Below are 14,732 nucleotides of genomic sequence, written 5' to 3' on the forward strand. Positions count from 1 at the left end.
GTTATTCACCCGCCATTGCTGCCTGTTCCGACCGAATGTGTGTCAGCGGCCGCCCGTTTTCATCACCCTCCTGTTGGTAGTCAAGCCAGTACTGTTGTTCAATACGGTCTGACATGCGCTCCGCGACAGGGCCCTCCCATTGTGAGTCGGTTGCTAAGACGATTACCTGTGAGCCAAGTTCCGGAATGACACGACTGACCTCTTCTCGGTGTTCGTTGTCAAGTGCGCCGAATGGTGAATCCATCACGAGCGGGTAGATTCCACCAGTGAAATAGTCATATTCGGAATCATTTTCGTACCGGTCTTGAGCAATTTTGACCAGACTCCCGATGAATGCGAGACTTGCAATCTGACGCTCGCCAGTTGAGATATCTGTTGTGACTCGGTTTCCATCCTGATCCTCTCGGTAGATCTCTAACGAGAAACTCTCATTTATGCCAGCACTGTAGTTTTTCGACGCGATCTGATCGAAGGTTGTACGGACACGTTCATCCGACCAATTGCGGACTCTATCCTTCAGTTCGTCAAATGAGTCCTGGAGGTCGTGTTGGACGCGCTCCGCTGCGTACTGACGCCGCCGGGCGAGGCGTGCTTCTTCTTCCTTGTCCCGATGTTGTTGGATCTCTTCTTCAATTTCATCAAGCGATGTCTGCTTTTGCTCAATTTTTTCGGAGAGCTGCCCGATTTCTTTATTTAGGTTCTCCTTCTCAGCGAGTTTATCCGCGCGCTCACTTTCAAGCTCTTGAATCGACAGGCCATCGCCAGCTTCCGTCTCCATCTCCTGAAGTTCGCTCGAAATGTCGTCGTTCCGCTCCTCGAGATTGCTAATTTCATCTCGCTTTTCTTTGCGGTTCGCGATGCATTCAGCTGTTTCCGTCGAGAACTCCTCTTTCCGCTCGGAAAACTGCTCCAGTCCACCAACAAGTCGAAGGGCAGCTTGGTCGACCCCGTCGGTCGAGACATCCCCCTTCATCGATGCGACCTGTCCATACGGTTCCGTTCCGTGGTCCAGAGGCCGACCACAGATACACTCGTGAGCTTCGAGGAGCGTATTAAGATATTCATTGCTCAGTCGTGACGGAAGATCACCTTGCTCTCGGAGCCTATTAATATCCTCTGCTGTATCGGTAATCAGGGGCATTCCAACGGTGATGAAGCCGTTCCTGTTGATCTGAGCACGGAGGTCGTCCTCGATATCAGCAACTTCTTGCTCGAGATCGTCAATTGAATCCAGGTTTTTTTGGCGCTGCTGTTGGAGCGCTTTGGTATCCTCTAAGTTCTCCAATTGCTGGTTGCAATACTGAATTCGTTCCTGAACCTGTTTCTTTGCGCGCTGCTTGTCGGTTCGCTGTGTCTTCAACTCTTCAATTGATTGTTCGAACTCCTTCTTGTCCTCAATGAGCGTGGCGAGTTCATCGCTCCCGGTTTCCGCTGCTTCATCTTCGAATCGTCCAGCGACTGTCTCTAGATGCCTTGTTGCCCGTTCCAAGATAGTAAGCCCCATTATATTTTGAATCGCTTCCTGAACGTGCTCTCGGTTTTCAAATTGCGAAAGTTCGTCAATGTCCTCACCGTCAAAAAAGAAGAGGTCGCTAAGTCGTTCCGGGATCACTTTTTCTAATGTATTCTTTGGATTGCCGGGTTCTCGCGTCTCTCCATCGTTTCTGATCGCGACAGTCAGGTCATCATCAATGATCTCGCCGTCGTAATCTCCCTGAGTGCGCTTCCGAAAGGCAGCAGTCCGCTTTGCAGTGTATTCAGCCCCCTCATGACTGAATTCCAGTTCGACTGCGACCGTAACGCTCTCACCCACGTCAGCTGCAGCCATTGCTCCCTCTGTCGCGAGTCGATCTGGGCGATCCTTGAACTCAATGCGGTCATATAGAAGCCATTTGAACGCGTTGAGGATCGTCGTCTTTCCAGCACCGTTTTGACCGTGAATGACGGTCACGTTCTCGTCGTCACCACTGGCAAACTCAATAGTGCCTTCACGAAACTGCCTGAAATTGGTAAATGTTAACGAACGAAGTATCATTATGAGATTTCTTCACGGATGATTGCTTCGATATCATCGTTGATGTTTCGGGGTAGCTTGAGATTGAGTTTGTCCTGTTCAGCTTTCAAAACACGCGCCCGGATCCGGTTCCGTTTTCCATCAGATATCTGTAAATCCTTAGTCGCGTCGTCAGTCATCGTCTTGCACCAGACAATTTGACTATTTAAAGTTACCTCACGCACTTCAAGCAGCAATAATCCTAATCTTGCGGTCACTGGAGTACTACCATGGCCCCTGGAACTACATCTATGCTGATGATTTGGATATTGTGCCCGAAAACACCTGATTTGATGAATGCTATATAGAAACTATATTATACTTCCGCTTCAAATTCTGGAGCGATCCCTCTGTAGTCGGGATGCCATCTACCTCTGCGTCTGGGTGGTTTCGTGCGCCCTTGGCAAAGGTGAGCGCCCGTGTGAGTTCCTTCTCGATCAGCGACTGGTCAGATCGCTGTCTCCCCTCAGCAAGGAACTCTGGATGTGTGTCAGCATCTGGAACGGTGATGAAATCGTGGATCACTGCTACCTCCTTGCCGGGATGGTTTCGCAAGATCCGGCCCCGGCGTTGGACGTATTGTCGAGGATTGGTAGTACTCGCGAGTACGTATGCGGTGCGTGTTGCCGGCACGTCAATTCCCTCATCGAGACAGCGAATCGCGGTAAGGATCTCTGTATCTCCCTGTTCAAACTGATTGAGGATCTGTTCTCGTTCAGACCGTGACTCTTGGGCAGTAAATCGCGAAACGCTAAATTCACAATCGGTGCGGAGGGCCTCTGTTGTAGCGTCAACGTGCCGCCGGCCGCTATTAGATTCGAGCCCAGTTGAACCGTCGCTACAGTATACCAGCGTATATTGAGAGTTCGATTGGCGCTCGAGTAATTCGGTCAGTAAATCGAGTTTGTTTTCCGCCGTACCGATGAGCCGTGCTCGTTCAAAAAGGAGATGCTTCAGTTTCGGATGATCGTCCAGATTGACGTTCAAATCCCCCTCATCCGAATTTGGCCATTGTTGCCCTATCTCCGTCGTGAGTTGCTCAAACACCTCTAACTCCTCATCAGTCAACTCGACAATATGGGGGATATAGTAGTACTCACAGAGGGCGCCTGCCGCGATTGCCTCTTCGAGACCGTATTCGAAGACGGTGCCGCAAAAATACTCTGTTAACGCTTCTGTACCCGCATCATCATACCATCGGTCTGGTGTCGCCGAGAGCCCGAGCCGAAGGTCAGCGTCCAACAGTAGTGCTTGCTGGCGGTGTGGCGCACCAAGATGATGGACTTCGTCACCGACGAGCATAATCGGCACCTTCGCTCGTGCGAGAGTCTGGTGTGTCGCTTGCTTTGATAATGTCTGGTGAGTAGTGACTAAGACCGTCGTATCTCGAGCAGTTCGATTCAGTTCTAGTAGTTCTCGTTCGAGCCGCGGTTGCCACTTCTGGCGGGAATCATATCCGTAGACTGGATCGCCACCGAAGTCGCGAATCTCCTCTGCCCACTGGTCAACGAGATGCTGATATGGGACCGTAATGACGAGAAGAAAGCCGCTTTCGGCACTTGCTGCAACTTGACTGGCCGCCTGCAGCGCGGTCACCGTCTTGCCAGTCCCTGTTGCCATGCGAAAGATACCAGAGCAGTCAGCCTCAAACCAAGCACGTATCGCGCGTTGCTGATACGGCCGAGGCTCAACCCAATCAGGGGCTGTCAAGGTGGTCATACGCACCTCAACTGCTGTGATTGGGATTGTCTTAATTCGCTCTCACACATGTTCATGCTTCCGAGAATCTACGCAAGAGATAACAACTATCTTCGCAGCAATTGTGTGAGCGATACCTCGTCATTCGTTATCGCCAGTCTCGAAGTCGCTCTGCAATGTTTCCAAGATGCCTTCAGCGGAGTCATCGTCACCATCATCAGGTGTTTGCTGAAGGCCTGGCTCACTTGCGCTGCCGGAAGAGAGGTGATGAGTCTGTCTGAGTTCTTCACAGACATCTTCCCATCCTCCGAGGTAGTGATCGATCGTATTAGCAGATACAGCTCCAACATTTCTCATATCGGCGCGCGATGGTTGTTCACCGATGGATCTCCACACCCGCACGACTTCGTCTCGAAGTTGTGAGTTGCGGTCAATCTCCGTGGCCTCGAACGCTGAGCGTAAATCTCCAAACGCATCGGAATATTGTCTGATTGTGAATTCACTGAACTTTCTAATCTCTGTTGCAGTAACTAATCCGTCAAGTTCGGTATCAAGTCGCTCAAGTTCTTGAACAAGATCCGGCATCGATGGCTCACCACTGCTTGTGTTAGACTTGTCCTGTTCTGGTGATTCTGTGGTCATTTCAGACCTCGTTTAGGGTAGAAGAAAGATTTCATTTAAGTATGGAGATCGTAGGGGTTCGTGTCAGAGATGCCCTGTTTATCTGTATATCATACATGCAAATCACTTGGTGTGCGTGTATCATCTTCTCAGACATTCAAAATACTATCGCCGGTTGTACACCTAAATACGCTGCTCGCCTTGTATCATTCCGAGATGCGTCCGATCAGATCGCGCAGATAGTCGGTATCGACATATATTCCCTGCAAACGGGTAAGTGAATCCGCTTCTTTGAAGAGCATGTCTCCATTTCCACCGAGCCCCTCAGCACCAGATTCATCCAAAATAACCTGGGAGTCAGACGCGGAAGGAAGTCTGAAGGCGACACGCATGTCGAGATTTGCTCGAAGGTCTGTATCGATGATCTTCGCACTCGGCCGCTGCGTCGAAATCACAAGATGAATCCCGACACTTCGTGCTTTCTGAGCGATACGACGTACGTTCGTCTCAAACTCGTCACTTAGGTCGCCCAGGCCATCTATGAGGTCTGCATACTCGTCAATGACCACAACTAACGGCCGAAGTGGCTCGTCTGACCGCTCATTGTGTTCTTGGATGTCGATGCTACCACTCTCCCCAAGGACCTGCGTCCGGCGAGGAATCTCTTCGCTGGTGATCCACTCGAAGAGTTCCGCAGCATCCTCATCCTCCGTGATGACCTGGTCATGTTCCAGATTGGGGAGTTGATTGAAGAACATAAAGTTGGTCAGTTTCGGGTCTACAATCGCCAGACGGAGTTCCTCGGGTTCGAATCGCTTGAGGAAGCAGGTTAGCAATGAATAGAGGAAGACGGTCTTCCCGCTGCCGGTGGTACCTCCGACAAGCATGTGGGGCGCTTCGTCGAGTGTCGCTTGATGCGTGTCTCCAGCTGGCCCAATACCCGCTATGAATGGCAGTTCGCTGAGCGTCAGGTCTTCACGTGCAGGGAGTTCGTCGAGATAGTCATCAATATGGACGATCTCCGTTTCATCCCGTGGGACGTCTACAGCAACATACTGGGTCCCAGGAAGCCGATGCACGTATGGCTCGCGTTCGAGTGCCATCTCGCGAGCGATGTCCTGCGATCGGCTTTCAAGGGGCCCCTGCTTTTGGCCACTGGCGAGTTCGATCTTATATCGGATAATATTCGGTCCTACTTCGACTTCGTCGGAATCGATACCATCGATATCGATCCCGAAGTCGTGGAGGGCCCGCTTTAGCGATTCAACTTGGTCGGCATAGTCTTCCGGATCACCGAACGACCCATCCACAGACGAAGAAGACTCAGTTACGTCGTCGTCTTCATTGCTATCTATCTCGGTCTCATCGGATTCCTCAGTCTCCTCGTCATCGCTCTTTTCTGGTTCCGTCACGGCATCGTCTTCGGCTTCGTCTTTGCTCGTCGATTCATCGGCTGTGTCTACCTCTGAGTCTGTCTCTTCGTCCTCGGGATTAGTTTCTGTAGGGATTTCGTCGGCCCCATTTACGATGAGCCGGACAACCGTGCTCAGAGGCAACCGAGTAACGGTGAGACTCTGCATATCCTCTGTTACACAGTTGACCGTCGACTCACTCGAAGATTGGTTATTGATTTCGACGGAGACGATCCGTGAGGCAATGTTCATCTGCTCTTCCCCACGGAACACGTTGTTCACACGTTCCACCCAGTCATTCTTATTGCCGGCGACATCCTGACCGATGAGTTCGTAATAGAGTTGCTCACGTAACGCTTCGCGACGTGGTGGCGTCGTCACGTTATCATCGCCTTCGAACAATCGGCGGATCGTACGTGTTGTCTCTGCAATTTGATCAGCTGCATCGCCGGTGACCTCGGGTGTGTCCCCCGAGTTAGAGACTTCAAAAGCCTGATTAGGCTCATCGAGAGATTTGACCTCTACGATCTCCATCTCCAGACCACCTTGGTCGTCCGGCTGGAGGACGATGAAGTCGGCCCGACGGTTGGAATCTCCGAAGTTCAGCCAACGTCGCGTCCGTGGGTCGTCGATTGAGAAGACTAATTTTGGGTTCTCGTATGTTTCTTCAAGCCACTGGACTGCAATAATCGCGCCAAGGAGTCCTTTCGAGTTCCGGGAGTGTTGCCCACCAATGGTCTCCTCAGTAATTAGTCGCAACAGGCCACTGCGCTCTGTTTCCGCGATTCGGGTTGCGATCTTCTGAACATCTGCTGTATCGGGTGCGATCGGATACTCGTTGAGAATTCGTTGCAGTGCCCGAGTGAACAGGTCGATATCCCCTGAATATATCGCGTAATCACGGTCTCCACGTCGTTCTTTGGAAATGAGATTCTCTTCCCAGAAGGGATCGGAGTTCATCGATGGCGCGGACACACACGTCCAAATCGCTCCCTTGGTTAACTTATCGACTGTCGACTTATCGATGTTCAAGTCATGAACGCCAGCATTGTGGAGTTTCTGACGTTGATTTTTGAGTTGGTTTACGAGGTCCTGATACTCTGAGAAGAGGCGGCCCTCCGTTGACGCGCTGATATTGATTTCATCCTCAAAGGCGTCGTATTCGTACTCTTTGGGGACATAGAGCGGATTAATCGAGGTATTCATATCACGCTCAAACTCTTCGATGTAGAACGAAGATTGGTCGTTCAGTACGATGAAGTGTTTCTGCCGCTCGTTGAGGTACTCGACTAACTCATCGTAGTTCTGGCAATCATGCGTGAGGATATTGAAGGCCTCAGCATCGCCTTCTGGCCCGAAGAGGTTGATAATCTCTTCTTCCTCAGCAGCTGTGCTACCTTCGAGAATCTGTTTTTGCTCGCTGTTGACGTAGATGTATTCGACTGTTGCTCCGGCTATCTGACTACTTTCAGCTGCTGAGACGATCGCATCGAGTAGTTGATGAGGCTGGATTGGATTGACGACAGCAACTTTCAGATGCCGCTCAGACGGCGGATATGCGGACGTGAACTTGTCGATCAGGTAGTCCCACAGATAGCTGTTGTCCCCCGGTTCAGCACGATCAGCTTCAGTGTAGACCGGTAAGTTACCGACCTCGCCTGACTGAATCAAATAATGCTCCTGTTGGAAGAGTCGGCCGCCACCTATAGTGAGATTTGTCAGGACGTGTGGCTGCTCTTCGATTGTCTCTTTCAGGAACTGTTGGTCCTCATCTGATAGGGACGATCTATGGTTTGACACTTCAGATGCGAGTTGGACATACTTCCACAGATGAAGCGGATGGAGTGGAGGGAGAATGAGTTCAATTCCCTGTTCGGTTTTCAGAATCACTGTATCCAGTAGGAGGAAGTCCGAGAGAAGCCGGCGTGCCCCTTGAGCACTTGCATCCTGAAGTGCCCGGTACTTGTTGTCAATTTTGTTTTGGACAGCGCGATAACTCTCAAGATATTCTTCAGCTACGTCAAGTAACTCAGGATCACCGAGTAGGCGGATTAGGGGACTATGAACGAGTGACGGGACGAACTCGACTAATTCGTCACGAGCTTCGACATATTCGTCAAACGACTCGACAACGGATTCGAATTCGCTGTTTGTCTCCGCGAAATTTCGGAGTTTCTGGAAGCTCCCATCCGGGTTATTGATGGTGAAGTACTCCGTATCAAGGGTGGTGAAATCCGTCATCACCTCTTGTCGAGTTGTCCCACCGTCGATGACACCCCCATATCTGTCAGCAGTTACAAACCGGCCGATGAAATGAGAGAGATCGGAATGAATATCGACATGCAGTTTGCTGTCGTCATCGTAATCGACTTCGATTGATTTCTCGTTTTTCTCGATGCCGTCCTCAATTTGCGCGTCAAGGCCTGAGGCAAGCTCAGAAAGTTCTTCTTCTTGATCATCAAACGCTAATTCGACGCCGACCGTAGAATCATCAGTTCGTCGGTTGTAGCTGGTCTGTCGACCACCACCGCGTCCGCCAGTAGGCGTTTCTGTCGACCCGTCGTCATCGTCATCTCCATCATCGACAGTTGCGGAGACTCGCTTTGACTTTGTGCTGAATGCATCGCGGACTCTATCAAATTCCAGTTGTCGGAGCAACTCCTTATCCGACGTCCGACGGAACCGGCGGAGGCGATCAATGAACTCAGCTTGGTCGTCCTCTTCTGACCGTTCGATACTATTGATCAGACGCTTGCGGTCCCGATTTGTGATATGGATGGTTCGGCTAACCAACTCGGCGTTCTTTTGGAGCCGTCCAGCAACGTTGTCGGGATTCTCGAGAAGTTGTGAGTCTGTAAATAGTCCTAAGACACTCAGTTGCTGTCCGAGGGCATCGATAGACGCTTGACTAGATTGTTTCAGCACACTCACTGCATATTCGGAGACCGTCCGAATATCGAGATTAGCGTTTATATCGGATGCGAGTGCCTCCCAAACCGCTTGAGAGGGGAAGTTTCCTGCGAATTCCGAACGCTCACTCAGGAGGCGACAAATTGTCTGCCTGACTCGGCCCAGTGGGATACTCGAGAGCCGATGAAGTGATCCGAGTTTGGGCGGGTCACCTCTGACGAACACGACAATCCGGTCTGGCGTCGTGTCGCCATCCCAATCAAAATCAGTCTCTGTCTCATTCCGCCATTTGATCGCAGTCGATAACTCGTCAGTGATCCTGACATTCGTACCGTCGGTGACTGGCTCAAGGGTATCGAAATCTACCTCCTCGATGCCGACGAGTGCAACCCCGATCGTGTGTGAAGAGTTGTCCGCCAGCGATTCGATCATCGTTTCCGGGATGAACTTCGGTGGTGTCTCGACCATCACACCGAGCGGTTCATCCCTGATCGTCTCGGCTATGTGAACGCCCATTGCCTCCCCAACGAGGAGAGTACTTGCTTCAGCCCGGTCCAAGTCTGCCGATGGAAGGTCACTAAGTCGCATTGTTCGGAATTGAGACGATGGTTACGCCATCAGCGTATTCGCGAGCGAATCCAAGGTCGATAACCGCCTGCTTGAACCCCTCGTAGTTACGGTTTGACAGTGGGTCACTTTCCACCGTGCTTGCGCCTACAGAAATGTCCCACTCGTCTAGGTGGTCTCTGTCTTGGTCAGTTCCACCAACGATGATGCCGTACCTTTGACGGAGACGCTGGCAAAGATCTTGGAGCGAAATCTGTTCGGATGGGGTCACCACGGAGAGGACGATTGCCTCAAGAACGCTGGGGTCTGGCGACAGACGCCGTTCGTTGGCCCGGTTCCCTCGCGGTTTGATGATTCCAGCTCGCCAGCCAAATGTTTGAATCGTATCCACAGGCGTGTATGTTTTATACCGCGATTGGTGGATCGCGTCTGTGACTGTATTGACGAGTCGGTCGAACTCATCAGTAGCTGGATCCCCTTCGAAGATGTAGCGGAACGTATCGAAGTCTTCCTTGATTTTTTCCTCACTCGTGCGATTCAGATCCAACAGTTCCTTATCCTCGATCTTTTGAAGGATGCCAGCCTCATCGTACTCGGATTTATCCTTGTATCCACGAGTGTCGAGTTCCGCTTGTACTCCAAGTCGAGAGGTAGATTGGACTTCTGCCCCCACTGTATCGTAACACTCGAGGCTCGCATCCGCAACCGGGTTATCCCGGTCACCCGTGTAATTCAGGACTAACGGGACTCGAGTTTCTCTTGCATTTGCCTCATCTCGAATTTCGTTATGCCGGTTTGCCATGAAGACATAGAGTGAGAATGCCCCGAATTTCACTACTCTACGGAGATCTCGGGGATAGTTTACTGACCCAGCATAGGAATCCTTGAGATGCTTGCTCAGGTTGCCATAGCCTTCCATCAACTGTGGAGTGACTTTTCCATCGGCAAACGGGTCGTCGGCGTCCGGCTCCTTCCAGGATTTGACTGTCGCACTCTCTTTCGGCGCATCCTTGACCAGTGGTCGAAACAGCACCGAAATACTATCGTGGTGATCTGTAAGTTGCGATTCGAGCTTTGACTCGATTTCGCTCTCTGAACGCGCCATGAGATCGTGGATGAAGCGACCGACAGTGACACCAGCTGTCGTATTGATGATGAACCAGTCACTTGTGCACGTTGGCGCCGACCCCTGTTGCGATGAATAGAGTGCGTTGTCGTTTGCGAGAACCTTCCGAAGTGTTTGGCGGAGTTGGTCTAGCTGTTCGTCTTTTTCCCGCCCTCCAAATTCGAACCGCTCTTTCAGTTCAGACGGTAGTTCACTGGATGGCGTCTTACTGGGTTTCTCTGTGAACTGAAAGAGTTCTTCCGGTGAATGAACATGGCCCAGAGAATGGCTGAACATAACCTGGGCGACATGGACGGGTTTGAGCGACCGGCTTGTCGCTTTAAAGCCGTATGCCCACTCCGATGCGTCACCATTGATTGTATTGAGTTTCAGAGCCATTATCGTCGATAAATATCGTTGTTGATGTCGACCTCTTCAACACGCCCAGTCTCCGTGTCTTTGACCGCGACCGTGCCTGTTTCCTCGCTATGGGTTTCATGATACTCGATCTCCTCCATGAACTCGAGGATCTGTTGTTCCACGTCCCGGTTTCTCAGTGTGTATGGGATATCTGCATCTAATGCCCCCAGTGCGCGGTAGAGTGATCGAGTAATGGACAGTCGAATCTTAGACTCTCTGTTCGTATAGGTCAGCGCCGTATGGTTCGGTGTGTACCCGATTGCATCCCGAATTGCCGGGTGTAGTCGCGGACGCTGTATTTTGAACTGTGATTTTGGCACCGAGGTCCGTGAAACAAGGGCAAGCGAACTTCTCGACCGATACCGATGGGAGAGCCATAACTGAAGTTCAGAGCGTTTTGACGTGTTTGGCAGGAAGTAGCCATTGAGTAGTTTCACCAATTGCTCTTTGCTTCCTTCCTGGAACATCCCATTCCGATGGTTGATGAAGTCATACTGAAGACTTTGGAAAAGAGAGCGACTTTCGTACCCGATATCGAGCATCTCGTCCTCGAAGAGGAACTGCCGTTTCTTTTGATTGAAATGGGGCTCGACCACCTCTGATGCCTCGTCTCGGTCAGCAAATTCCGCTTCCTGTTCTGAAATGGCCCACAGACGACTGTCGACGAACGGGTGGACTAGATCTGGTGACTGGAATCGACGTCGGGCTAAGTCGAAGACAGCACCATTCCCTTCAAAGGCTAAATTATAGTATTTTAGCTCCGGTCCAAAGTTCGTTTGGCAGTCTTTCAAGCCGGCAGTGATGATATAACAGAGGTAATTCAGTAGGTCTCGGACGGTGACGTGCCGTTCGTAATTTCCAAGTTGCGTGAGGAAATCAACGAGATTCTCTTTGATCCTCTCTTCCTGCAGTTTCTTCGCATTGTGCTGGATATGGCAGGTTCCAGAGTGATCATGGCCTTCCAGAGCGAACTCTCCCGCGAAGTTGTCGATAGCCCGGGTTATAATCCGATGAGTGAGGATGTCCCGATTGTTGAGGTCGATTACAATGATCTCATCGAAGTCGGTCTCCTCGGCCTCATTGTCGTCATAGACAATTTGATTCTGCAACTGGGATTGAACCGACTGTAGGAATGGGTATTTGTCGCTAAAACTGGTGGCCATCTCGTACAGCGGCCCGTCATTGATGGCAAGCACGCCAGGGACATCATTTTGGAATTTCTCATTCCACTCGGACAATAGCTCACCGTAATCGGCGTATTCCGATGCGTCAAGGAGGTAATAGTACTCGTCAGGAGGATACTCATCCTGGCGCATGAGGATATGCTGGGTCTTTCCGTCACCCGGATTCCCCGTTAGGATCACCTGTTTCCCATCGTCGAGGGCATCCTTGAGGTACTTGTCTAGATCTGTCTCAATGTGGATCTGCCGTCGCTGGTGGGGAGCCAAACTTTCGGCAAAGCCACCTCGAGCTAAGTCAGCGAGAAAGTTCTTGTCGGTGCTTTTACGTTGCGTTGTCATAAGGTCCGCAGTGGCTTATCAGATGGTTCTACCTCGCTAAATCAGTACCGGTATCGGTGACGGCGTCGGGAGAAATTAGAAGATGGGTTGGTGGACGAAGTCCTACCCTTGCGAGGTATTAGACTGGATCTTTGTGATCAGAAATCATCCAACGAGTGATTTTTGAAATCGACTTCGTAACCCAGTCGGAGATCTTTGTCCTTGTCAAACTCCCTGATGTCATTCAGGACAGAGTCTTTCTGGACACGTTTACTCACCCAGCGTGACTTCCAGTGGTCATAAATAATCTCTTGTTCGGCAGTTGGATCGTCAAACGGCCAGAAATATTCAGGGTTGTCAGAAATTCCAAAGAGGAATTCTCGAAAGTTATCTGCAAGTTGTACGGCGTAGATTATCCGAGGGGATTCATGTTTCAATAACTCGCCGTCCAGATCCATATTCTCTAGTCCCCGGCGGATCTTCCGCATTTTTGGAGCAATGCCCTCGCCAAACCGGCCTTTGACAGCCTTTCGATTCTCAAGGAGTTCTGTAACCTGAGTGAGTCTCTTTCGGGTTGGCGGGCCAAATTGGACTGAGCCGTATCCCTCGGTTGTCCCAACTTCCTCGTACTCAATTTGACCATTCAGTGCAGGTACGCGGACACGGTCATACTGCGCACTACCGACTTTAAATAAGCCGGTCGTATCCAGGAACACAAGTTCGTTATTTTTGATGACTGGTTCCCCTTTCATTGCGCTTGCAATTTTTGACTTATATCCCTCGTATTTATCGCGATATGCATTGATCACTTCTGGCCCAGTGATGGCCATTGCCACGAGTTTACCACCCAGAATATGATTATACGGGGGGATCGCTCCACAGACTTGGATGTTCATCATCCCAGCACCTACGCGGCGCTTCTTTATCTCTTTGAGAGCTGTCCGAAGCGCTCGTTCACCTTCCTCTGTTTTCAATGCTGTTTCGATGAACTCACGGTCATCCTCGATATCGTTGCTCAGGAAATACTCTCGGTCTCGAAGAAGTTTTTGGAGATTCCGAGCCCTTTTCTTTACAAAGAGGGCTGTTTCACTTTTTCTCTTCCAAGAATCAAGGTTTCCAGGGTCGTCGTCTTTGATGTCGACATCTTCTAAATCTGCTGCTGTCAGCCCATACTCTGATGGATCAAATACATTATCGTGATTCTCGGGGTCGTCAACTTCATCAACGAGAGGTGGTTGTTGTTTGAAGATATACTGTCCCAGCCCTTCGAGTTGCTTCAGTCGCTGCATCGCCGTGTCACTGGATGTTTCGAAGTCTGATTCGCTCAGATCATCATATCGACTGATAAAATCATCAAAACGCACATTTTCAATACTCTCGTCGATGGCGTGTTCAGTTGCATCTCTGAGCATCGAACAGTACTCAGAGACTCGCTCGTTCCACTCCTCTTCCGTTTCTAATTTTTCAGTCCTTGTTACTGTCCGCTTCTTCTTATTCTGAGTCCGTTCTTCTTTAGGAAGTATCTCCTCATACTCGACTTTACGTGTCTTCTGTTCGAGTTCCTGTTTGACACTGTCAATTCGCCAACCGAGATATTGGTCCCGCTGCTTCAAATTCATCATCGAGCTTGCTAACGAAGCAATCCCCATCACGGGATGATGCTCGCGTGCGGCATCTCTGACCAGGAAATTTATATTCCGCCCGGGTACTGAGTTGTAGGGAGTGAGCCATGTATAGCGGAAATATCGCCAAATGTCGTGTAAGTCCAACCCTGTCTGCTCATCTTCCACACCTCGCTCAGCTACTTGGATATATGGTTGGAACACGGTGTCGAGTTCCTCTATAATCGCCTCCCGGTCCAAGTCCTGCAAGTGGTGAAGATCATCATACAATTCACTCCCATCTACTATTAGGTCAGTTACGCTGACTTGCTTCCCGTGTTGCCGCGACGGCGTCTCCATCTCTCTGATAAACTCACGGACGGAATCGTCGTCAAACTGTGCTTGGCGCTCTTTTTGTAAAATTTCTCGCTCTTGATTCTTGTAGGCATCCGCATCATCAGCAAAACGATCGGGATCGGGGGGATATAACTGAACAGATGGATATCCCTCAATCTTATCTGGATTCTTTTCTATATGATATCCGATTTCAAGTAAATCGAGAAGCGCCTCGAGGACGGCTACATATTTTACTTGTTCTGTATACGCGTCCATTTGACTGGCATCATAGGTCGGCGGTTCTTCCGGGAGGTCGCTCTCAACAGTCCTAATTTTAGTTTCAACGATGCTTTCTCGATCATTAGGGGATTGACAAATCCGATCACACAACCGATCCAGGTCATCGAGGTACTCCTCGCTCAAATCCGGTTGGAGCGGATACGGATTTGAATCATCGTAGGCATGTCGCATATTAAGGGACGAAGTCTGCAATTACCTCAAACTCACTCA

Annotated in this window: 8 protein-coding genes; all 8 read right to left on the reverse strand. The window is 50.5% G+C overall.

Annotated features, from left to right (window positions below):
• Position 1 precedes the first annotated feature (1 nt).
• Positions 2-2,035, reverse strand: coding sequence for an AAA family ATPase (locus C475_RS19320; protein WP_049931017.1), 2,034 nt, complete (start codon positions 2,033-2,035; stop codon positions 2-4).
• Positions 2,035-2,193, reverse strand: coding sequence for a hypothetical protein (locus C475_RS24060; protein ID WP_161625226.1), 159 nt, complete (start codon positions 2,191-2,193; stop codon positions 2,035-2,037). The genes C475_RS19320 and C475_RS24060 overlap by 1 nt, the downstream gene beginning before the upstream one ends.
• A gap of 160 nt (positions 2,194-2,353) precedes the next feature.
• Complete coding sequence (locus tag C475_RS22595) at positions 2,354-3,772, reverse strand: DEAD/DEAH box helicase family protein (protein ID WP_082223371.1); 1,419 nt, start codon at positions 3,770-3,772, stop codon at positions 2,354-2,356.
• 120 nt (positions 3,773-3,892) lie between these two features.
• The gene (locus tag C475_RS23490) at positions 3,893-4,393 is read right to left on the reverse strand and encodes a hypothetical protein (RefSeq protein ID WP_152436541.1); all 501 of its coding nucleotides are present in this window, start codon (positions 4,391-4,393) and stop codon (positions 3,893-3,895) included.
• A 185-nt stretch (positions 4,394-4,578) separates the two neighbouring features.
• A complete protein-coding gene (locus C475_RS22600) occupies positions 4,579-9,282 on the reverse strand; it encodes a DNA translocase FtsK (RefSeq protein WP_082223372.1) in 4,704 nt (1,567 codons plus the stop codon).
• The gene (locus C475_RS23495) at positions 9,272-10,765 is read right to left on the reverse strand and encodes a hypothetical protein (protein ID WP_152436542.1); all 1,494 of its coding nucleotides are present in this window, start codon (positions 10,763-10,765) and stop codon (positions 9,272-9,274) included. Before C475_RS23495 ends, C475_RS22600 begins: the two co-directional genes overlap by 11 nt.
• On the reverse strand, positions 10,765-12,306 hold the full coding sequence (locus C475_RS23500; protein WP_152436543.1) for a hypothetical protein: 1,542 nt from the start codon (positions 12,304-12,306) through the stop codon (positions 10,765-10,767). The genes C475_RS23495 and C475_RS23500 overlap by 1 nt, the downstream gene beginning before the upstream one ends.
• Positions 12,307-12,443: 137 nt before the next feature.
• Positions 12,444-14,645: a Druantia anti-phage system protein DruA gene (locus C475_RS22605; RefSeq protein ID WP_161625227.1), complete on the reverse strand. Its 2,202-nt coding sequence runs from the start codon at positions 14,643-14,645 to the stop codon at positions 12,444-12,446.
• Positions 14,646-14,732: the final 87 nt, after the last annotated feature.

The organism is Halosimplex carlsbadense 2-9-1 (assembly GCF_000337455.1).
Taxonomy (GTDB): domain Archaea; phylum Halobacteriota; class Halobacteria; order Halobacteriales; family Haloarculaceae; genus Halosimplex; species Halosimplex carlsbadense.

What these genes read in the sequence shown, in the direction of transcription:
- C475_RS19320 (WP_049931017.1), bottom strand. Translation starts at nt 2,035, where the DNA reads ATGATACTTCGTTCGTTAACATTTACCAATTTCAGGCAGTTTCGTGAA.
- C475_RS24060 (WP_161625226.1), bottom strand. Translation starts at nt 2,193, where the DNA reads ATGACTGACGACGCGACTAAGGATTTACAGATATCTGATGGAAAACGG.
- C475_RS22595 (WP_082223371.1), bottom strand. Translation starts at nt 3,772, where the DNA reads ATGACCACCTTGACAGCCCCTGATTGGGTTGAGCCTCGGCCGTATCAG.
- C475_RS23490 (WP_152436541.1), bottom strand. Translation starts at nt 4,393, where the DNA reads ATGACCACAGAATCACCAGAACAGGACAAGTCTAACACAAGCAGTGGT.
- C475_RS22600 (WP_082223372.1), bottom strand. Translation starts at nt 9,282, where the DNA reads ATGCGACTTAGTGACCTTCCATCGGCAGACTTGGACCGGGCTGAAGCA.
- C475_RS23495 (WP_152436542.1), bottom strand. Translation starts at nt 10,765, where the DNA reads ATGGCTCTGAAACTCAATACAATCAATGGTGACGCATCGGAGTGGGCA.
- C475_RS23500 (WP_152436543.1), bottom strand. Translation starts at nt 12,306, where the DNA reads ATGACAACGCAACGTAAAAGCACCGACAAGAACTTTCTCGCTGACTTA.